The organism is Bacillus paramobilis (assembly GCF_038096195.1).
In the GTDB taxonomy this organism is placed as follows: Bacteria; Bacillota; Bacilli; order Bacillales; family Bacillaceae_G; genus Bacillus_A; species Bacillus_A mobilis.
On record NZ_CP151108.1, the window covers coordinates 1563385 to 1584593 of the forward strand.

Annotated in this window: 20 protein-coding genes; all 20 read left to right on the forward strand. The window is 37.6% G+C overall.

All coding sequences use genetic code 11. The annotated features are described in order from the left end of the window. Window positions 1-119: 119 nt before the first annotated feature. The 20 genes from smc (at window position 120) to hslU (ending at window position 21162) form a co-directional block, all read left to right on the forward strand. Window positions 120-3689: a chromosome segregation protein SMC gene (gene smc, locus AABL52_RS08260; protein ID WP_341519151.1), complete on the forward strand. Its 3570-nt coding sequence runs from the start codon at window positions 120-122 to the stop codon at window positions 3687-3689. A 15-nt stretch (window positions 3690-3704) separates the two neighbouring features. Next, entirely contained in the window at window positions 3705-4694 is a 990-nt protein-coding gene (gene ftsY / locus AABL52_RS08265; RefSeq protein ID WP_000007660.1) for a signal recognition particle-docking protein FtsY, read from the forward strand. Between the two features lie 133 nt (window positions 4695-4827). Beyond that, window positions 4828-5160, forward strand: a complete 333-nt coding sequence (locus AABL52_RS08270) for a putative DNA-binding protein (protein ID WP_000891061.1) — start codon at window positions 4828-4830, stop codon at window positions 5158-5160. Between the two features lie 12 nt (window positions 5161-5172). Beyond that, complete coding sequence (gene ffh, locus AABL52_RS08275; protein ID WP_000863466.1) at window positions 5173-6522, forward strand: signal recognition particle protein; 1350 nt, start codon at window positions 5173-5175, stop codon at window positions 6520-6522. Window positions 6523-6622: 100 nt separating this feature from the next. Further along, the gene (gene rpsP, locus AABL52_RS08280) at window positions 6623-6895 is read left to right on the forward strand and encodes a 30S ribosomal protein S16 (protein ID WP_000268750.1); all 273 of its coding nucleotides are present in this window, start codon (window positions 6623-6625) and stop codon (window positions 6893-6895) included. Window positions 6896-6909: 14 nt separating this feature from the next. Next, window positions 6910-7137 carry a KH domain-containing protein gene (locus tag AABL52_RS08285; RefSeq protein WP_000737399.1) on the forward strand — a complete coding sequence of 76 codons (228 nt, stop codon included), beginning with the start codon at window positions 6910-6912 and terminating at the stop codon, window positions 7135-7137. Window positions 7138-7258: 121 nt separating this feature from the next. Beyond that, window positions 7259-7774 carry a ribosome maturation factor RimM gene (gene rimM / locus AABL52_RS08290; RefSeq protein ID WP_000170281.1) on the forward strand — a complete coding sequence of 172 codons (516 nt, stop codon included), beginning with the start codon at window positions 7259-7261 and terminating at the stop codon, window positions 7772-7774. Next, complete coding sequence (gene trmD / locus AABL52_RS08295) at window positions 7774-8508, forward strand: tRNA (guanosine(37)-N1)-methyltransferase TrmD (protein WP_061678208.1); 735 nt, start codon at window positions 7774-7776, stop codon at window positions 8506-8508. Before rimM ends, trmD begins: the two co-directional genes overlap by 1 nt. A 146-nt stretch (window positions 8509-8654) precedes the next feature. Further along, entirely contained in the window at window positions 8655-8999 is a 345-nt protein-coding gene (gene rplS / locus AABL52_RS08300; RefSeq protein ID WP_001186518.1) for a 50S ribosomal protein L19, read from the forward strand. A gap of 101 nt (window positions 9000-9100) precedes the next feature. After that, complete coding sequence (lepB, locus tag AABL52_RS08305) at window positions 9101-9652, forward strand: signal peptidase I (protein WP_000711857.1); 552 nt, start codon at window positions 9101-9103, stop codon at window positions 9650-9652. 20 nt (window positions 9653-9672) lie between these two features. After that, entirely contained in the window at window positions 9673-10563 is an 891-nt protein-coding gene (gene ylqF / locus AABL52_RS08310) for a ribosome biogenesis GTPase YlqF (RefSeq protein ID WP_341519152.1), read from the forward strand. Between the two features lie 51 nt (window positions 10564-10614). After that, window positions 10615-11388, forward strand: a complete 774-nt coding sequence (locus AABL52_RS08315; protein WP_088097494.1) for a ribonuclease HII — start codon at window positions 10615-10617, stop codon at window positions 11386-11388. A 194-nt stretch (window positions 11389-11582) separates the two neighbouring features. Continuing rightward, on the forward strand, window positions 11583-12743 hold the full coding sequence (gene sucC, locus AABL52_RS08320; RefSeq protein ID WP_001020792.1) for an ADP-forming succinate--CoA ligase subunit beta: 1161 nt from the start codon (window positions 11583-11585) through the stop codon (window positions 12741-12743). Between the two features lie 19 nt (window positions 12744-12762). Then, complete coding sequence (sucD, locus tag AABL52_RS08325; RefSeq protein WP_000115178.1) at window positions 12763-13665, forward strand: succinate--CoA ligase subunit alpha; 903 nt, start codon at window positions 12763-12765, stop codon at window positions 13663-13665. Between the two features lie 87 nt (window positions 13666-13752). Next, window positions 13753-14622 (forward strand): DNA-processing protein DprA, encoded by an 870-nt coding sequence (gene dprA / locus AABL52_RS08330; protein WP_341519153.1) that lies wholly within the window; start codon window positions 13753-13755, stop codon window positions 14620-14622. Window positions 14623-14766: 144 nt separating this feature from the next. Then, a complete protein-coding gene (gene topA, locus AABL52_RS08335; protein WP_001286953.1) occupies window positions 14767-16845 on the forward strand; it encodes a type I DNA topoisomerase in 2079 nt (692 codons plus the stop codon). Window positions 16846-16893: 48 nt separating this feature from the next. Then, the gene (trmFO, locus tag AABL52_RS08340) at window positions 16894-18198 is read left to right on the forward strand and encodes an FADH(2)-oxidizing methylenetetrahydrofolate--tRNA-(uracil(54)-C(5))-methyltransferase TrmFO (RefSeq protein WP_000211998.1); all 1305 of its coding nucleotides are present in this window, start codon (window positions 16894-16896) and stop codon (window positions 18196-18198) included. A gap of 65 nt (window positions 18199-18263) precedes the next feature. Continuing rightward, the gene (gene xerC, locus AABL52_RS08345; protein WP_001101238.1) at window positions 18264-19163 is read left to right on the forward strand and encodes a tyrosine recombinase XerC; all 900 of its coding nucleotides are present in this window, start codon (window positions 18264-18266) and stop codon (window positions 19161-19163) included. A gap of 42 nt (window positions 19164-19205) precedes the next feature. Further along, window positions 19206-19748, forward strand: coding sequence for an ATP-dependent protease proteolytic subunit HslV (hslV, locus tag AABL52_RS08350; RefSeq protein ID WP_000526271.1), 543 nt, complete (start codon window positions 19206-19208; stop codon window positions 19746-19748). Window positions 19749-19770: 22 nt separating this feature from the next. Beyond that, on the forward strand, window positions 19771-21162 hold the full coding sequence (gene hslU, locus AABL52_RS08355) for an ATP-dependent protease ATPase subunit HslU (protein WP_341519154.1): 1392 nt from the start codon (window positions 19771-19773) through the stop codon (window positions 21160-21162). Window positions 21163-21209: the final 47 nt, after the last annotated feature.

The window sequence follows — 21209 nt, forward strand, 5'->3', positions numbered from 1 at the left end:
CTTATGCATAGAATGAAACTTTCTTTTTGTTTGTGAATAAAGGAAAGGGAAATCCGTCTAATAGCTTGTTTTTGTATAGACAACAGTTATAACAACGGAGAATAGGAGGAAGGCCTTTCGTGTTTTTAAAAAGATTAGAAATAGCAGGATTTAAGTCGTTTGCTGAGCGTGTATCTGTTGATTTTGTCCCAGGTGTAACTTCTGTAGTAGGACCTAATGGAAGTGGGAAAAGTAATATTACTGATGCGATCCGCTGGGTACTTGGTGAACAATCTGCAAAATCATTACGTGGTGCAAAGATGGAGGATATTATTTTTGCGGGCAGTGATACGAGAAGAGCAGTTAATGTTGCTGAAGTAACATTAACTTTAAATAATGAAGATCAACGTTTACCGATTGAATATAATGAGGTGTGTGTAACGCGTCGTGTATCTCGTTCTGGTGATAGTGATTTTTATATTAATAAACAATCATGTAGATTGAAAGATATTATCGATTTATTTATGGACTCTGGTATGGGAAGAGAAGCTTTTTCGATTATTAGCCAGGGGAAAGTTGAAGAGATTTTAAGTAGTAAATCAGAAGAACGTCGTGGTGTATTTGAAGAAGCTGCTGGAGTGCTGAAATACAAACTTCGTAAAAAGAAAGCTGAAGCAAAATTAGCAGATACACAAGAAAACTTAAATCGTGTACAAGATATCATTCACGAATTAAGTAGTCAAGTAGAACCTTTAGAAAGACAAGCTTCTATTGCGAAAGATTATCTTGAGAAAAAAGAAGAATTAGAGAAAGTAGAAGCGGCGCTTATTGTACATGAAATTGAAGAATTACATGAGAAATGGGAAGCGCTTCGAAATCAGTTTGGGCATAATAAAAACGAAGAAGCTAAAATGTCAACGCATTTACAAAAAGGTGAAGAAGAGCTAGAGGAATTACGAGGACAATTACAAGCGGTAGATGAGTCTGTAGATTCCCTGCAAGAAGTACTTCTTCTTTCTAGTAAAGAGCTAGAAAAGTTAGAAGGACAGCGTGAGTTATTAAAAGAGAGAAAACAAAATGCAACGACGCATTGTGCGCAACTCGAGCAGTTAATTGTTGAATTAACAGAGAAAGCTACAAGTTATGATGGTGAAATTGAATCCAGTACAGAAGTGTTGATGCAATTTGTAAATCAAGTAAAAGAATTGGAGACAAGATTGCATGATAATGAGTTACTGCTTGCAACTTTTGCTGACAATTTAGAGGAACAAATTGAGAATTTAAAGGGTGACTATATTGAACTTTTAAATCAACAAGCTAGTCATCGCAATGAGTTATCTATGATTGAAGAACAATCTAAACAACAAAACTCTAAAAATGAACGCCTCGATGAAGAAAATGCGAAATATGTAGAAATGCGTATGGAAATTACCGCGAAAAAGACGAAGCTTGTGGAAAGTTATGAACAAGTGAAAGAAAAAGTAGCTGGTATCCTTTCGGATATACAAAAGACAGAAGCAGCACTTGGGAAATGCAAGACGCAATATAGTGAAAATGAAACAAAGTTGTATCAAGCGTATCAATTTGTACAACAGGCACGTTCTCGAAAAGAAATGCTAGAAGAGATGCAAGAAGATTACTCTGGTTTCTATCAAGGAGTACGTGAAGTATTAAAAGCTAGAGAAAATAGGTTGCAAGGTATCGAGGGTGCTGTTGCAGAACTGCTAACGGTACCGAAAGAATATGAAATTGCAATGGAAATTGCTCTAGGTGCAGCAATGCAGCATATTGTCGTACAAAAAGAAGAACATGCTCGTAACGCAATTGCGTTTTTAAAACAAAATAAACATGGGCGAGCAACGTTTTTACCGCAAGCTGTTATTAAAAGTAGATCGTTATCATTTGAACAATTACGTATTGTAAATCAACACCCATCGTTTGTAGGTGTGGCGGCAGAACTTGTGCAATATAACAATAAATATGAAAATGTAGTTTCGAATTTATTAGGGACAGTTATTGTTGCAAAAGATTTACGCGGGGCAAATGAGTTAGCGAAACAACTGCAATACCGTTATCGTATTGTAACAATCGAAGGTGATGTAGTGAACCCTGGTGGTTCTATGACAGGTGGAGCGGTAAAACAGGCGAAATCTTCTCTATTAGGACGTCAACGTGAACTAGAAGAGTGGACGAGCAAGTTAACTGATATGGAAGAGAAAACAACGAAGTTAGAAAACTTTGTTAAAGCAGTAAAGCAAGAGATTCAAGAAAGAGAAGTGCAAATACGCGAACTAAGGCAAAGTGTAGAAGTAGAGCGTGTAGATGAACAGAAATTAAGAGAAGAAATTAATCGCTTAGAATTAGAAGAACATCGTATTAATGATCGTTTATCTATTTACGATTTAGAGATTGAAGGATTCTTACAAGATCAAGTGAAGATACAAGGGCGTAAAGAAGAGCTAGAAAAGATTTTAGCGACTCTTCAAGCTGAGATTACGGGATTAGATAGCAAAATTGTCGCTTTAACAAAACAAAAAAGTGAGCAGCATTCTTCGAAAGAAAAAGTTCAAAAAGAAATGACTGAGTTGAAAGTGTTGGCGGCTGAAAAGCAACAACGTTTATCTAATCAAAAAGAAAAAGTTGAACGTTTGACGAAGGAAAAAGAAGAAACGGATGCAACGCTTGTCAAAACGAAAGAGGATTTAGCATTCTTAAAACAAGAAATGACATCGAATTCAAGTGGCGAAGAGCAAATTACGAATATGATTGAGAAGAAAGCATATGATCGTAATCAAACTTCAGATTTAATTCGCTCTCGTCGCGAACAACGTGTATCGTTACAAGATAGAGTAGAACAGTTAGAGCGTAATCTGAAAGAAACAACAGGTAAACATAAATACATTCTTGAGATGTTGAAAGATCAAGAAGTAAAAATAAACCGACTTGATGTAGAGTTAGAAAATAGATTACAACATTTACGTGAAACATATACAATTTCATTTGAAGCAGCAAAACTGAAGTATACAATGATAATGCCTGCTGAGGATGCACGTAAAAAGGTGAAACTAATTAAACTATCCATCGAAGAGCTAGGCACAGTAAACTTAGGGGCAATTGAAGAGTATGAGCGTGTAGCAGAGCGTCATACATTCTTACTAGAGCAAAAAGATGACCTAGAAGAAGCGAAAACAACATTGCACCAACTTATTACTGAAATGGATGAAGAAATGAAAAAACGCTTTTCTACTACGTTTGAAGGAATTCGAATGGAGTTTCAATCGGTATTCTCTGAATTATTTGGAGGCGGTAGAGCGGATTTAGTCATGACGAATCCAGAGGACTTATTAAATACGGGTATTGATATTGTAGCGCAGCCGCCAGGGAAGAAGCTGCAAAACTTAGGTTTACTTTCTGGTGGAGAGCGTGCTTTAACAGCAATTGCGCTTTTATTTGGTATTTTAAAAGTGCGCCCAGTTCCATTCTGTGTGCTAGATGAGGTAGAGGCGGCTCTTGATGAGGCGAATGTTGCCCGTTTTGCGCAGTATTTAAAGAAATTTAGTGATGAGACACAGTTTATTGTCATTACACATAGAAAAGGTACAATGGAAGAGTCTGACGTATTGTACGGTGTAACAATGCAAGAGTCAGGGGTATCTAAACTTGTTTCGGTTCGTTTAGATGATGGAGAAGAACTAGTTGCAAGTAATTAGGAAGGATGGGACAGTATGAGCTTTTTTAAAAAATTAAAAGAAAAAATTTCAAAACAAACAGATACGGTAACAGAGAAATTTAAACAAGGGTTAGAAAAGACGAGAAATTCGTTTGCAGATAAAGTAAATGATTTAGTTTATCGTTATCGTAAAGTAGATGAAGATTTCTTTGAGGAACTAGAAGAAATTTTAATTGGTGCAGATGTCGGAGTTTCGACGGTAATGGAATTAATTGATCAATTGAAAGAAGAAGTGCAACGTCGTAACATCCAGGATCCAAAAGAAGTACAAGCTGTTATTTCAGAAAAGTTAGTAGGAATTTACAAAGGTGACAGTGAATTTAGCAACGAAATTAATATGCAAGAGGATCAATTAACAGTTGTTTTATTTGTCGGTGTTAATGGCGTAGGAAAAACGACGACGATTGGTAAATTAGCACATAAATTCAAAACAGAAGGTAAGTCTGTCCTATTGGCGGCGGGAGATACATTCCGCGCGGGAGCGATTGAACAATTAGAAGTATGGGGCGATCGCGTTGGTGTAGAAGTGATTAAACAAGGATCAGGATCTGATCCAGCGGCGGTTATGTATGACGCTGTACAAGCTGCGAAAGCACGTAAAGTAGACGTATTACTATGTGACACAGCAGGACGCTTACAAAATAAAGTAAACTTAATGAAAGAGTTAGAGAAAGTGAAGCGTGTAATTGAGCGTGAAGTACCGGGGGCTCCTCACGAAGTATTACTTGTTATTGATGCAACAACAGGACAAAACGGTTTAAGTCAAGCGAAAACATTCCGTGAAGCAACGAATGTTACTGGTATTGTTTTAACGAAGTTAGATGGAACTGCTAAAGGTGGTATTGTATTAGCGATTCGTAACGAAATGGATGTACCGGTGAAATTTGTTGGATTAGGGGAGCAAATGGATGACTTGCAGCAGTTTGATCCAGAACAATATGTGTATGGTTTATTTGCGAACTTAGTAGAAACAGAAGAAGTGTAAGTGAAAGAAGCGGTATTTTCCGCTTCTTTTTCTATAAAAATATGTGATGTTAAGAAAAAAACTTGACACTCTTTTGTACTCCATGTAAACTAATTCATGTAAAGGGAAATCACTTAACAAAGGATGATCCAACATGCTCGAAAAAACAACGAGAATGAACTATTTATTTGATTTTTATCAATCGTTGTTAACGCAAAAACAAAGAAGTTATATGTCGCTTTATTATCTAGATGATTTATCTCTTGGTGAAATTGCGGAAGAATTTGATGTAAGTCGCCAAGCCGTGTATGATAACATTAAACGGACTGAAGCGATGCTTGAAGAATATGAAGATAAATTAGTATTACTTCAAAAGTTTCAAGAGCGACAGCGACTTGTTGCAAAGCTAAAACAGCTAATCAGCGAAGAAGAGCATGTGAATGAAGAAATGAAACAAGTTGTTGAAGCTATCGAAAAATTAGATTAGGAGGGCGGCAATATGGCATTTGAAGGATTAGCCGACCGACTTCAACAGACAATGCAAAAAATCCGCGGCAAAGGAAAAGTTTCTGAAGCCGATGTGAAAGAAATGATGAGAGAAGTTCGTCTAGCTCTTTTAGAAGCGGACGTTAACTTTAAAGTAGTAAAAGATTTTGTAAAGCGTGTGTCTGAACGTGCTGTCGGACAAGATGTAATGACAAGTTTGACACCTGGACAACAAGTAATTAAAGTCGTACAGGAAGAACTTACAGAACTTATGGGCGGAGAGCAAAGCAAAATTGCTGTTGCTAATAGGCCACCGACTGTTATAATGATGGTTGGTCTGCAAGGTGCGGGTAAAACAACGACGACAGGTAAGCTTGCGAATTTGCTTCGTAAAAAGCATAATCGTAAACCGATGCTTGTTGCGGCGGATATTTACCGTCCAGCAGCGATTAAACAGCTTGAAACATTAGGGAAGCAATTGGACATGCCTGTATTCTCTTTAGGAGATCAAGTAAGTCCTGTTGAAATTGCGAAACAAGCGATTGCAAAAGCAAAAGAAGATCATCACGATTATGTTTTAATCGATACAGCAGGTCGTCTGCATATTGATGAAGAACTAATGGATGAATTAGCGAAAGTGAAAGAAGTTGCGAAACCGGATGAAATTTTCCTTGTTGTCGATGCGATGACGGGTCAAGACGCGGTGAATGTTGCACAAAGTTTCCATGAACAGTTAGGTTTAACAGGTGTTGTATTAACGAAATTAGATGGTGATACGCGCGGTGGTGCGGCATTATCTATTAAAGCTGTAACAAATACACCGATTAAATTTGCTGGTATGGGTGAAAAACTAGATGCGATTGAAGCGTTCCATCCAGAGCGTATGGCATCCCGTATTTTAGGGATGGGAGACGTCTTAACATTAATTGAAAAAGCGCAAGCTACAGTTGATGAAGAGAAAGCAAAAGAACTTGAGCAAAAAATGCGTACGCTTTCGTTTACGCTTGACGATTTCCTAGAACAACTTGGACAAGTGCGTCAACTTGGACCGCTTGATGAATTGTTAGGAATGCTTCCTGGTGCAAATAAAATTAAAGGGCTGAAAAATGCGCAAGTTGATGAAAAACAAATTGGGCATATTGAGGCAATTATTCGTTCTATGACTAAATTAGAGCGAGAACAACCGGAAATAATCAATGCTAGTCGCAAAAAGCGCATTGCCAAAGGTAGCGGTACAACGGTACAAGAGATCAATCGTTTAATCAAGCAATTTGATGATATGAAAAAGATGATGAAAACGATGACTGGAATGCAAAAAGGTAAGAAAAAAGGACTAGGTGGATTGAAGTTTCCATTCATGTAAGGAAAAAAGATAGCTCTGTTAAGAAAAAATACTTTACAAAGCAATAGTCTTTTTGCTAATATAATTATCTGTGTGAAATAAATTCGGAGGTGCTTTATAAATGGCAGTTAAAATTCGTTTAAAACGTATGGGAGCTAAAAAAACTCCTTTCTATCGTGTAGTTGTTGCAGATTCTCGTTCTCCTCGTGACGGACGTTTCATTGAGGAAATCGGTACTTACAATCCGGTTGCTCAACCAGCTGAAGTTAAGATCAACGAAGAAGCAGCATTAAAATGGTTAGGAAATGGTGCTAAACCATCTGATACAGTTCGTAACTTATTCTCTAACCAAGGTATCATGGAGAAATTCCACTTATCTAAACAAGGTAAGTAATTGAGGCAATGACTATGAAGAAGTTAGTCGAGACGATTGTCAAGCCTCTTGTCGATCATCCTGAAGATGTAAAAGTTACACAGGAACTTTACAACGGAGAGATAAAGTATCGATTAACTGTACATCCTGAGGATGTTGGAAAAGTCATTGGAAAGCAAGGGAGAGTTGCGAAAGCAATTCGAATGCTCTTGTATTCAGTGGGACATCATAATGATGAAAAAGTAACACTGGAAATTCAATAAACGTAAAAAGGGCGAGGAGTTATTTCCTCTCCCTTTTTTAACATTTAAAGAGAAGTTGCATGTTCCATATATGAAATGGAAATGCTTAATTTATATAGAAACCAGGGGTGACATACTATTTATGACAAAGTGGTTTAACGTAGGGAAAATTGTAAATACTCATGGCGTAAGAGGAGAAATTCGTGTTATTTCTCGTACTGATTTTCCAGAAGAGCGATATAAAGTAGGAAACACATTATACATAAGTAATGAGAAAAGTACAGACTACCTTCCGGTGAAAGTAACTTCTCATCGTCAACATAAGACATTTGATTTATTAACATTTGAAGGATGCAACAATGTAGATGAAGCAGAGAAGTTTAAAGGTTCTTTAATAAAAGTACCAGAAGAGCAGTTAGGCGAACTAGCTGAAGGCGAATACTACTACCATGAAATTATTGGTTGCAGTGTTGTAACGGAAGAAGGAGAAGCGTTAGGAACAATAAAAGAAATTTTATCTCCTGGTGCAAATGATGTTTGGGTAATTAAACGTCCAAAAGGTCAAGACCTATTAATTCCTTATATTGATGATGTTGTACTTCAAGTTAACATTGAGAATAAATTAGTAACCATTCATGTAATGGAAGGATTGCTATAATGAAAATTGACATTTTAACATTGTTTCCAGATATGTTTACGGGTGTGTTTGGATCTTCAATTTTAAAGAAAGCACAAGAAAAAGAGGCAGTAGAGCTTCGTGTTGTCAATTTCCGCGATTATACAACGAGTAAGCATAATAGCGTAGATGATTATCCGTATGGTGGTGGAGCTGGGATGGTATTAACTCCCCAGCCTATCTTCGATGCAGTGGAAGAGTTAACGAAGGAAACAGACCGTAAACCGAGAGTTGTTTTAATGTGTCCACAAGGAGAGCGTTTTACGCAGAAGAAGGCAGAAGAGCTTGCTGAAGAAGAGCATGTTATTTTTGTGTGTGGTCATTATGAAGGGTACGATGAAAGAATTCGTGAGCATCTCGTAACAGATGAGATTTCTATTGGTGACTACGTATTAACCGGCGGAGAGTTAGCCTCTATGGTTATTACTGATAGTGTCGTGCGTCTTCTGCCAGGAGTGTTAGGAAATCATGCCTCACAAGTTGAGGATTCGTTTAGTACAGGTTTATTAGAACATCCTCATTATACACGTCCAGCTGATTTTCGTGGTATGAAGGTACCGAATGTATTAATGTCAGGAAATCATAAAAATATTGATGAATGGCGACACAAAGAATCACTACGTCGTACGTACACGCGTAGACCAGATTTACTGGAAGAACGAGAATTATCTAAGCAAGAAGTGAAATGGCTAGAGCAGATTAAAGAAGACAAGTAAGGGCTAGATATATTTTCTATTGCAACAGTCCTAGCAATATGCTATTATAACACTTGTGCTACTGAAATCAGTGGCCGTATTAACGATGTTCCGCTGTAATTTATTAAGACTTTATAAGAGCATCTGTTTAAAGGAGAGAATTTAATATGCAACAATTAATCGCAGAAATTACTCAAGGCCAATTAAAAACTGACCTTCCTTCATTCCGTCCTGGAGACACTTTACGTGTACACGTAAAAGTAGTTGAGGGAACTCGTGAAAGAATTCAGCTTTTCGAAGGTGTTGTAATTAAACGTCGTGGTGGCGGAATCAGTGAAACATTCACAGTTCGTAAGATTTCTTACGGTGTAGGTGTTGAGCGTACATTCCCAGTTCACACGCCAAGAATCGCGAAACTTGAAGTACTTCGTCGTGGTAAAGTACGTCGTGCTAAGTTATACTACTTACGTAACCTTCGCGGTAAAAAAGCACGTATTAAAGAAATTCGATAAGACATGTATGGGAGCTTGTAAATGCACAAGCTCCCTTTTTCCAATCTATATAAAATTTTGATATAATACGAGCAGCTTACATAATCGTGGAGGGGAAATGCATGAAGAAAGAAAAGAGTTCACTTTGGGAATGGATCAAGGCAATTTTGATTGCTGTTGTATTAGCGGGTGTTATTAGACAGTTTTTCTTTGCGCCAATTCTCGTAGATGGAGTGTCGATGGCGTCTACTTTACATGATCGCGATCGAATGATTGTCAATAAAATTGGTTATCACATAGGAGATCCGAAACGATTTGATATTATCGTATTCCGAGCTACGGAAGATAAGGATTATATTAAGCGCATTATCGGTCTGCCAGGCGATGAAATAGAGTATCGTAATGATAAACTATATGTTAACGGAAAGGCTTATGAGGAGCCGTATTTAGACAAGCAGAAAAAACAAATTGCTGACGGACCGCTTACATATGATTTTACTCTTGAAGAAATGACAGGGAAGAAAACTGTTCCAGAAGGTCAATTATTTGTTTTAGGCGATAATCGTCGTTTTAGTAAAGATAGTCGCTCGATTGGTACAATTTCAATGGACCAAGTGATTGGAAAAGCAAATATACTATATTGGCCGTTAAAAGATGCTCGTATTGTGAAATAAAAGAAAAAGAAGGTGGCAACATGGTAATTCAATGGTTCCCGGGACATATGGCAAAGGCTAGACGCCAAGTAACAGAAAAATTAAAGTTAATTGATGTTGTAATTGAGCTTGTAGATGCTCGATTACCTTTATCTTCTCGAAATCCAATGATCGATGAGATCATTACACATAAACCGAGGCTCGTTGTTTTAAATAAAGCGGATATGGCAGATGATCGTTTAACAAAGCAATGGATCGCATATTTTAAAGAAAAAGACCAAATGGCAATTTCAATTAACGCACAAGCTGGACAAGGTATGAAGGAAATTGCAGCGGCTTGTAAAGTGTTGGTGAAAGAAAAATTTGATAAAATGGCTGCAAAAGGTATTAGACCGAGAGCGATTCGTGCATTAATTGTAGGTATACCGAATGTTGGTAAATCTACGTTAATTAATAAGTTAGCGAAGAAAAATATTGCTAAAACAGGAGATCGCCCTGGTGTGACAACGGCTCAACAATGGATTAAAGTTGGGAAGGAAATGGAACTGTTAGATACACCTGGTATTTTATGGCCTAAATTTGAAGATCAACTAGTGGGTCTTCGTTTAGCGACAACAGGCGCAATTAAAGATTCAATTTTAAATTTACAAGATGTTGCTGTTTACGCACTACGTTTTATGGAGAAATATTATCCAGAACGTCTGAAAGAGCGATATAATTTAAATGAAATTCCAGAAGATATTGTAGAGTTATTCGATGCAATTGGAAAAAATAGAGGCTGTTTAATGGGCGGCGGAATGATTGATTATGATAAAACATCTGAGCTTGTACTTCGTGAGCTTCGCGGTGGAAAACTTGGAAAAATGACGTTTGAAACACCGGAAGAGTTTGCAGAGCAGACAGAAGATGTAGAAAAAATAGAAGAAGTATAAGACGTGCGTTAGTGCGTCTTTTCTTTTTTGTATATAAGGGGAGTGGCATGAATGCAAAAAGTGACTATTCAAGAAGCGGAACGTTTACTGCATGAAATAATGAGTGAAGAAGATGATCGCTTTCAACTATTAATGAAAGACGAGCGAAAAGGGATACAAAAGCTCATTTTGAAGTGGCATAAACAAAAAGAGCTAGCGCAGAAAGAAAAAGAAAAGTTTTTCGAAATGTCTAGGTACGAGATTGCATTACGTGAAAAAGGGCTCACACTTATCGCGGGTATAGATGAAGTAGGGCGTGGGCCACTAGCTGGGCCTGTCGTGACGGCAGCTGTTGTCCTTCCGGAAGATTTTTATATTCCAGGGTTAAATGACTCGAAAAAACTGAGTGAGGCGAAGCGAGAGCGTTTTTATGATGAAATCAAAGCACAAGCAATTGCGATTGGAGTTGGAATCGTATCACCACAAATTATTGATGAGATAAATATTTATCAAGCGACGAAACAAGCGATGTTAGATGCTGTTGCGAATTTATCTTGTGCACCAGAATATTTATTAATTGATGCGATGAAACTTCCTACACCAATTCCACAAACATCCATTATTAAAGGTGATGCGAAAAGTATTTCTATTTCAGCTGCATCCATTATTGCGAAGGTAACGAGAGATCGTATGATGAAAGAACTTGGAGAAAAGTATCCTGCATATGGATTTGAACAACATATGGGATATGGCACAAAACAACATTTAGAAGCGATTGAAGCGCATGGAGTATTAGAAGAACATCGGAAATCGTTCGCACCAATTAAAGATATGATTCAAAAATAAGCTGCGAATATGCAGCTTATTTTTTTATTTTGGTATATGAACATTATTATTTTCAAAAAAGAATAAAGCGATTTCAGTTTTCTGACACTTTATTGTAGACAGCGTGCCAATCATCTTATACAATGGCAATGTAATGTTTTTTAAACATTAAAAAACTTTTCGAGTAAAACAGGAAAACAGGGGAGGATGGGACCATGAATATCCATGAGTACCAAGGTAAGGCAGTCCTTAGAAGCTATGGGGTTAGCGTTCCGAACGGGAAGGTTGCATTTACAGTGGAAGAAGCTGTAGAAGCAGCTAAAGAATTAGGAACGGATGTATGTGTAGTAAAAGCACAAATTCACGCTGGTGGACGCGGCAAAGCTGGCGGAGTAAAAGTTGCAAAAAATTTAGATGAAGTTCGTACATATGCAGAGAGCATTTTAGGAACTACACTTGTGACACATCAAACAGGTCCTGAAGGTAAGGAAGTAAAACGCTTACTTATCGAAGAAGGTTGCGATATTAAAAAAGAATATTATGTTGGTCTAGTTTTAGATCGTGCAACTTCTCAAGTTGTTTTAATGGCATCTGAAGAAGGTGGAACAGAAATTGAAGAAGTAGCAGAACAAACACCTGAAAAAATCTTTAAAGAATATATTGATCCAGCAGTAGGCTTACAAGGCTTCCAAGCACGCCGAATCGCATTTAACATCAATATTCCAAAAGAGCTTGTAGGACAAGCTGTGAAGTTTATGATGGGCTTATACCGTGCTTTTATCGAAAAAGATTGTTCTATCGCGGAGATTAATCCACTTGTTACAACAGGTGACGGTAAAGTTATGGCATTAGATGCGAAATTAAACTTTGATTCTAATGCTTTATATCGCAATAAAGACATTTTAGAACTTCGTGATCTTGATGAAGAAGATTCAAAAGAAATTGAAGCTTCTAAATATGATTTAAACTACATTCCTTTAGATGGAAATATCGGTTGTATGGTTAATGGTGCAGGTTTAGCGATGGCTACAATGGATATCATTAAACATTACCATGGCGATCCAGCTAACTTCTTAGATGTTGGTGGCGGTGCAACAGCTGAAAAAGTTACAGAAGCATTCAAAATTATCCTTTCTGACAAAAATGTAAAAGGTATCTTTGTTAACATTTTTGGTGGCATTATGAAGTGTGATGTTATCGCAGAAGGTGTTATTGAAGCGACGAAACAAGTAGGTCTTGAATTGCCTTTAGTTGTACGTCTTGAAGGTACAAACGTAGAGTTAGGTAAGAAGATTTTAAATGAGTCTGGCTTAAATATTGTTGCAGCAGAATCTATGGCAGACGGTGCACAAAAAATTGTTTCACTAGTGGGCTAATAGAAAGCGGGGGAGAAAAATGAGCGTATTAGTTAATAAAGATACAAAAGTTATTGTTCAAGGTATTACAGGTTCTCAAGGGTTATTCCATACAAAACAAATGATTGAATACGGTACGAAAATTGTCGGTGGTGTAACGCCAGGTAAAGGTGGCACTGATATTGAAGGTGTACCAGTATTTGATACTGTAGAAGATGCAGTGAAAGCAACAGGCGCAAACGCTTCAGTTGTATACGTTCCACCCGCTTTTGCGGCTGATGCAATTATGGAAGCAGTTGATGCAGAAATCGATTTAGTAGTATGTATTACTGAAGGAATTCCTGTATTAGATATGGTAAACGTAAAGAGATATATGGCGGGTAAACATACACGTTTACTTGGACCAAACTGTCCTGGCGTTATTACGCCTGATGAATGCAAAATTGGTATTATGCCAGGTTACATTCATAAAAAAGGTCATGTAGGTATCGTATCTCGCTCTGGTACATTAACGTATGAGGCTGTACACCAGTTAACACAAGAAGGTATTGGTCAATCTACTGCTGTAGGTATCGGTGGGGACCCAGTTAACGGTACGGACTTTATAGATGCGTTAAAAGCATTTAATGAAGATGAAGAAACGCATGCTGTAATTATGATTGGTGAAATCGGTGGTACAGCGGAAGAAGAGGCAGCTGAATGGGTGAAAGCTAATATGACAAAACCTGTTGTAGGCTTCATTGGTGGTCAAACAGCGCCTGCTGGCAAACGTATGGGTCATGCTGGTGCAATCATTTCTGGTGGTAAAGGAACTGCTGCTGAAAAGATTAAAACGATGGAAGCTTGTGGTATTAAAGTAGCGGAAACTCCAGCGGTTATGGGCGAAACGCTAATCTCTGTCTTAAAAGAAAAAGGTCTATTTGAGACTTGTAAAAACTACTAATCTGTTGAAAGACACCTTCTTGCTTGAAGGTGTCTTTTTACGTAATTCTTGTTTACATAATAAAAATTATGGGTAAGGAGAATTAAGATGAAAAGAGAACGATTATTACATCTTCATTATTTTTTAGCGGATCATTGGAAGGCGATGGAAAGACTACTATATGTCGATCCTGAATTGAAGGGAATATACACTTTTAATGCAAAACAAATGGAATACTACACTGGAATATCCTCGAAAAAATCTTCAGAATTAGTACATTTTCTTCAAAGTTCAAATCTCCCGCAATATATATCTTATTTAGAGAAAAATCGAATCTTTTATATGACCATATGGGATGAAGATTATCCACAATTATTACGTGAAATACAAGATCCACCCTTTGTGTTATATGGAAAAGGCGAGAAGGATTTTCTCAATAAAGCGAATAAATTAGCGGTGATTGGAACGAGAGAACCGACTTTATATGGACATGAGAGTTTAAAACTTATTTTACACCCATTATTAGAAAGAGAATGGCTTATTGTTAGTGGGTTTGCAAGAGGGATAGATACAATGTCTCATGAAATAACAGTAAGACGGCATTGTCCGACTATTGCAATACTAGGACATGGATTATCGTATATGTATCCAAAAGAGAATAGACATTTATATGAAACGTGGAATGAATATATATTGTTATTAACAGAGTATCCACCGCACTATGCACCGAAAAAATGGTATTTTCCAAAAAGGAACCGGATTATTAGTGGTATAAGTAAGGGTGTTTTGGTTGTAGAAGCGAAATCAAGAAGTGGAACACTTATTACTGCGGACCTTGCTTTAGAGCAAAATAGAGAGGTATTTGCACTTCCTGGACCTATATTTATAGATAGTGCATCAGGAACGAATCATCTGATTCAACAAGGAGCAAAACTAGTAAGAAATGCAGAAGATATCTTGGAAGAGATTTTAAATTAACCTTATATTTTCATGTTTTTATTAAACAATTATTGACAAATGGTAGAAAGGCACTGTATGGTATATTCATTCTTGATTGACAAAAACAAGAGAAATCAATAAGATTGATGAAGACTTGAATCCACCTCTTAAGGAGGCACTAGCATGTCAGATTACCTCGTAATCGTGGAGTCGCCTTCTAAGGCGAAGACCATTGAGAAATATTTAGGGAAAAAATACAAAGTTGTCGCGTCTATGGGACACGTTCGCGATTTACCTAAAAGCCAAATGGGGATAGAAGTAAAGAACAACTTCACCCCGAAGTATATTACCATTCGTGGTAAAGGTCCCGTCTTAAAAGATTTAAAATCAGCGGCTAAAAAAGCAAAGAAAGTCTATCTCGCGGCCGATCCAGACCGCGAAGGGGAAGCGATTGCTTGGCATTTAGCCAATACGTTAAATGTGGACGTTGAATCAGATTGCCGAGTTGTGTTTAATGAGATTACAAAAGATGCAATAAAAGAATCATTTAAACATCCTCGTGCGATTAATATGGATTTAGTAGATGCACAACAAGCAAGGCGTATACTAGATCGTCTTGTAGGTTACAATATTAGTCCTTTATTATGGAAGAAAGTAAAAAAAGGATTAAGTGCAGGACGCGTACAATCTGTAGCAGTTCGTTTAATTATCGAACGTGAAAAAGAAATTCAAATCTTTGAGCCTGAAGAATTCTGGACAATTAAGACAGAATTTGTAAAGGGGAAAGACACATTTGAAGCAAGCTTTTACGGTGTAGATGGTGAAAAAGTTCAATTAACGAATGAAACGCAAGTGAATGAAATAATTGAACAGATGAAAGATAATGCGTTTTCAGTTGAAAATGTAACGCGAAAAGAGCGAAAACGTAATCCTGCATTACCGTTTACAACATCTTCCTTGCAACAAGAGGCTGCTCGTAAGTTAAACATGCGAGCAAAGAAAACAATGATGCTTGCGCAGCAATTGTATGAAGGGATAGATCTTGGAAAGCAAGGGACTGTAGGTCTTATTACGTATATGAGAACTGACTCAACACGTATCTCAGAAACAGCTCAAACAGAGGCGCGTACTTATATTACTGAGGCGTTTGGTGCGGAATACATAGGAACAGAAAAGAAGAAAGAAACGAAAAAGTCGAACGCGCAAGATGCGCATGAGGCAATTCGTCCTACTTCGGTAATGAGAAGGCCAGAGGAACTTAAGAGTTTCTTAAGTCGTGATCAACTTCGGTTGTATAAACTGATTTGGGAGCGATTTGTTGCAAGTCAAATGGCGTCTGCTATAATGGATACTGTGACAGCTAGACTCATTAATAACAATGTTCAGTTCCGTGCAAGTGGATCGGTTGTAAAGTTTCCAGGATTTATGAAAGTGTATGTAGAGTCGAAAGATGACGGGGCTGAAGAAAAGGATAAAATGTTGCCACCTTTAGAAGTAGGGGAAACGGTATTTTCGAAGGATTTAGAACCGAAGCAACACTTTACACAACCTCCGCCGCGCTATACAGAGGCTCGTCTAGTAAGAACACTTGAAGAGCTTGGAATTGGAAGACCGTCGACTTACGTACCGACACTTGAAACGATTCAAAAACGTGGATACGTAGGTTTGGATAATAAACGCTTCGTTCCAACTGAACTTGGTGAAATAGTAATTGAACTTATTTTAGAGTTTTTCCCAGAAATTATTAACATTGAATTTACTGCTAACATGGAGCAAAGTCTTGATGAAGTAGAAGAAGGAAATGCGAATTGGGTAAAAATTGTTGATGATTTCTACGTAGGCTTTGAACCGCGTTTAGAAAAAGCGGAAAAAGAAATGCGTGAAGTGGAAATTAAAGATGAACCAGCTGGGGAAGACTGTGAATTGTGTGATCACCCAATGGTCTTTAAAATGGGTAAATACGGGAAATTTATGGCTTGTTCGAATTTCCCAGATTGTCGTAATACAAAACCGATTGTGAAAGAAATCGGTGTTACTTGTCCGAAGTGTGATAAAGGTCAAATTATTGAACGCCGTAGTAATAAAAAGAAACGTCTTTTCTATGGATGCGGTACGTATCCAGAGTGTGACTTTGTATCTTGGGATAAACCAATTGGTCGTAAATGTCCGAAGTGCGAAGGTATGCTTGTAGAGAAGAAGTTGAAAAAAGGCGTGCAAGTACAATGTATTTCGTGTGATTATGAAGAAGAACAACAAATGTGAGCGTAACTGCTCACATTTTTTTCGGGAAGAAAAGGAAAGGTGATTAATATGACAACACAAGTAGTAAACGTCATTGGCGCAGGTCTTGCAGGAAGTGAAGCAGCTTACCAAATTGCAAAACGTGGTGTCCAAGTAAAATTGTATGAAATGAGACCAGTAAGGCAAACGCCAGCTCATCACACAGATAAATTTGCAGAGTTAGTATGCAGTAACTCACTTCGCGCAAACACATTAACAAACGCTGTTGGTGTTATTAAAGAAGAAATGCGTCTAATGGACTCTGTTATTATTCGTGCAGCTGATGAGTGCTCTGTACCAGCAGGAGGGGCTTTAGCTGTAGATCGTCATGAATTTGCGGCAAAGGTAACGGAGTATGTGAAAAACCATCCGAACGTAACTGTGATGAATGAAGAAATTACTGAAATTCCAGAAGGGCCTACTGTTATCGCGACAGGTCCACTTACGTCTCCTGACCTTGCTGCACAATTAAAAGAATTAACAGGTGAAGATTATTTTTATTTCTATGATGCTGCAGCACCGATTGTTGAGAAAGACAGCATTGATATGAATAAAGTATATTTAAAATCTCGTTACGATAAAGGTGAAGCTGCATATTTAAACTGCCCAATGACGGAAGAGGAATTTGACCGTTTTTACGAGGCTTTAATTGCTGCTGAAACAGTACCTTTAAAAGAATTTGAAAAAGAAATTTTCTTTGAAGGTTGTATGCCGGTAGAAGTTATGGCAAGTAGAGGAAGACAGACATTAGTATTTGGACCGATGAAACCTGTTGGATTAGAAGATCCGAAAACAGGGAAAACGCCATATGCTGTTGTTCAGTTACGTCAAGATGATGCAGCAGGAACGTTATACAATATCGTAGGTTTCCAAACGCATTTAAAGTGGGGACCACAAAAAGAAGTGTTACAGTTGATTCCAGGACTGGAAAACGCAGAGATTGTACGTTATGGTGTAATGCATCGTAATACGTTTATTAATTCACCTAACTTGCTTCGTCCAACATATCAATATAAACAACGTGATGATTTATTCTTCGCTGGCCAAATGACTGGAGTAGAGGGATATGTTGAATCGGCAGCATCAGGGTTACTAGCAGGTATTAACGCTGCTCGACTTGTGAAAGGTGAAGAGCCAGTTGTATTACCATCTGTAACTGCAATGGGAAGTATGGCGAATTATATTACTGCGACAAATGCGAAAAACTTCCAACCAATGAATGCAAACTTCGGTCTGTTTGCACCGTTAGAGAAGAAAATCAAGAAAAAAGCAGAACGAAATGAAGCCTATGCAACACGCGCTTTAGAAACAATTCAAAATTTTGTAAATATTTAGTTAAATTTCTTGCAAAGGCTACTAAGTTGTGATACGATTTAGTAGCCTTTATTGAGGTGAATTGTGTGAATGTGAAGAAATTGTTACAATTATTCGTTGGATATTTACAAATTGAAAGAAATTATTCAAAATATACAATTGCAAGTTATCAAAATGATTTAGAACATTTTGTGCAATTTATGGAGCGAGAAGGCATATCCTCTTTTTTAGATGTTACATACGCGGATGTTCGTTTGTACTTAACGACGTTGCACGATGAAAAGTTAGCCCGTAAATCTGTCGCAAGAAAAGTATCAAGTTTACGAAGTTTATATCGTTTTTTGATGCGTGAAGGTTATCGGAAAGATAATCCGTTTGCACTTGCGTCACTCCCCAAAAAAGAATTGTCAATCCCAAAGTTTTTATATGCTGAAGAATTAGAGGAATTATTTGAAGTTTCTGATACGGAAACACCGCTAGGTCAAAGGAATCAAGCTTTATTAGAATTGATGTATGCGACTGGAATCCGTGTGAGTGAATGTGTCAATTTACAACTTACCGATATTGACTTCGCGGTGGGAACAATTTTAGTAATGGGAAAAGGAAAAAAACAAAGGTATATTCCGTTCGGAAGCTATGCGCAAGATGCTTTAATTACTTATATAGAGAACGGGAGAAAACAGTTAGCTCACAAAACTGAAGAACACTCTCATATGGTATTTTTAAATGCGAAAGGCACGCCGCTAACAAGTCGAGGGGTACGCTATGTATTAAACGAACTCATTAAGAAAGCTTCGCTGACAATGCGGATAAGTCCCCATATGTTAAGGCATACATTTGCTACACACATGTTAGATGAAGGGGCAGATTTACGTACTGTACAGGAGCTACTCGGTCATGAGAATTTGTCGACGACACAAATTTATACGCATGTCTCTAAAGAAAGATTGCGTTCGGTCTACATGAAGCATCACCCACGGGCATAAATTGCTTTTAAAGCTATAAAAACATATAAAGGAGTTTTTTCTATGGGAAATTTCCACGCTACAACGATATTTGCAGTTCATCATAATGGAGAATGTGCAATGGCTGGAGATGGCCAGGTGACGATGGGAAATGCAGTTGTAATGAAACATACAGCTCGTAAAGTCCGTAAACTTTTCCAAGGAAAAGTTTTAGCTGGTTTTGCAGGTTCCGTTGCTGACGCATTTACTCTTTTTGAAATGTTTGAAGGGAAATTAGAAGAGTACAATGGAAACTTGCAGCGTGCTGCAGTTGAGATGGCAAAACAATGGCGTGGCGACAAAATGTTACGTCAACTAGAAGCGATGCTCATTGTCATGGATAAAACAACTATGCTTCTTGTTTCAGGTACAGGAGAAGTAATCGAACCGGATGATGGTATTTTAGCGATTGGATCTGGTGGGAATTATGCGCTTTCTGCAGGTCGTGCTTTAAAGCAATATGCAAGTGAACATTTAACAGCGAAGCAAATTGCGAAAGCGAGTTTAGACATTGCTGGCGATATTTGTGTTTATACAAACCACAATATAATTGTGGAAGAATTGTAGAATCGTAAGGGAGGCATTTTATATGCATTTACATTTTACTCCGCGTCAAATTGTGGAAAAATTAGATCAATACATTATCGGTCAAAAAGATGCGAAGAAAGCGGTTGCTGTAGCTTTAAGAAATCGATATCGTCGAAGTAAATTAGCTGAAAATCTACGTGATGAAATTGCGCCTAAAAATATTTTAATGATTGGACCAACAGGTGTTGGTAAAACAGAGGTAGCACGACGAATGGCGAAACTCGTTGGAGCACCTTTTATTAAGGTTGAAGCTACCAAATTTACAGAAGTTGGATATGTAGGTAGAGATGTAGAATCGATGGTACGTGACCTTGTGGAAACGTCAGTTCGTATCGTGAAAGAAGAAATGGTAATTAAAGTACAAGATAAAGCGGAAGAACAAGCGAATCAACGTCTTGTGGAAATTTTAGTGCCGAGTCCTGAGAAACAATCTGGATTTAAAAACCCATTAGAAATGCTATTTGGCGGTGCTCAAAATTCGAATCAAACATCTGACGCACAGGAAGATGTTGAAATCGAAAAGAAACGTCAAGATGTGGAAAGAAAGCTTGCTGCAGGACTTCTTGAAGATGAAATTGTATCGATTGAAGTGACTGAGCAACAGTCTTCTATGTTCGATATGCTACAAGGAACTGGTATGGAACAAATGGGAATGAATTTCCAAGATGCGTTAGGAAGTTTTATGCCGAAAAAAACAAAAAAACGTAAACTTTCTGTGAAAGAAGCAAGAAAACTCTTGACAAATGAGGAAGCACAGCGCTTAATTGATATGGATGAAGTTACACAAGAGGCTGTTTATCGTGCTGAACAGCTCGGGATTATTTTTATCGATGAAATTGACAAAATTGCTGGTAAGCAGTCGAATAGCGTAGATGTATCACGTGAAGGTGTGCAACGTGACATTCTGCCGATTGTAGAAGGATCGAATGTTGCGACAAAATACGGATCAGTAAAAACGGATTATATTTTATTCGTTGCAGCTGGAGCGTTTCATATGTCTAAACCGTCGGATTTAATTCCGGAACTGCAAGGGAGATTTCCGATTCGGGTAGAATTAACAAAATTATCTACAGATGATTTTGTTAAAATATTAATCGAGCCTGACAATGCGTTAATTAAACAATATATAGCTTTATTAGCGACTGAAGGTATAGAAATTGAATTTTCAGACGAAGCTATTCGTAAGATTGCTGAGATTGCTTATCAAGTTAATCAGGATACAGATAATATTGGAGCAAGAAGACTTCATACGATTATGGAGAAACTCCTTGAAGATTTATCGTTTGAAGCATCTGAAATTACGTTAGAGAAAATAACGATAACACCTCAGTACGTTGAGGAGAAATTAGCAACGATTGCTAAAAATAAAGATGTGAGCCAGTTTATTTTGTAATAGTGTCATCAGGTGACTCGCCCTAGTTTCCAAGTGATGAAAAAATA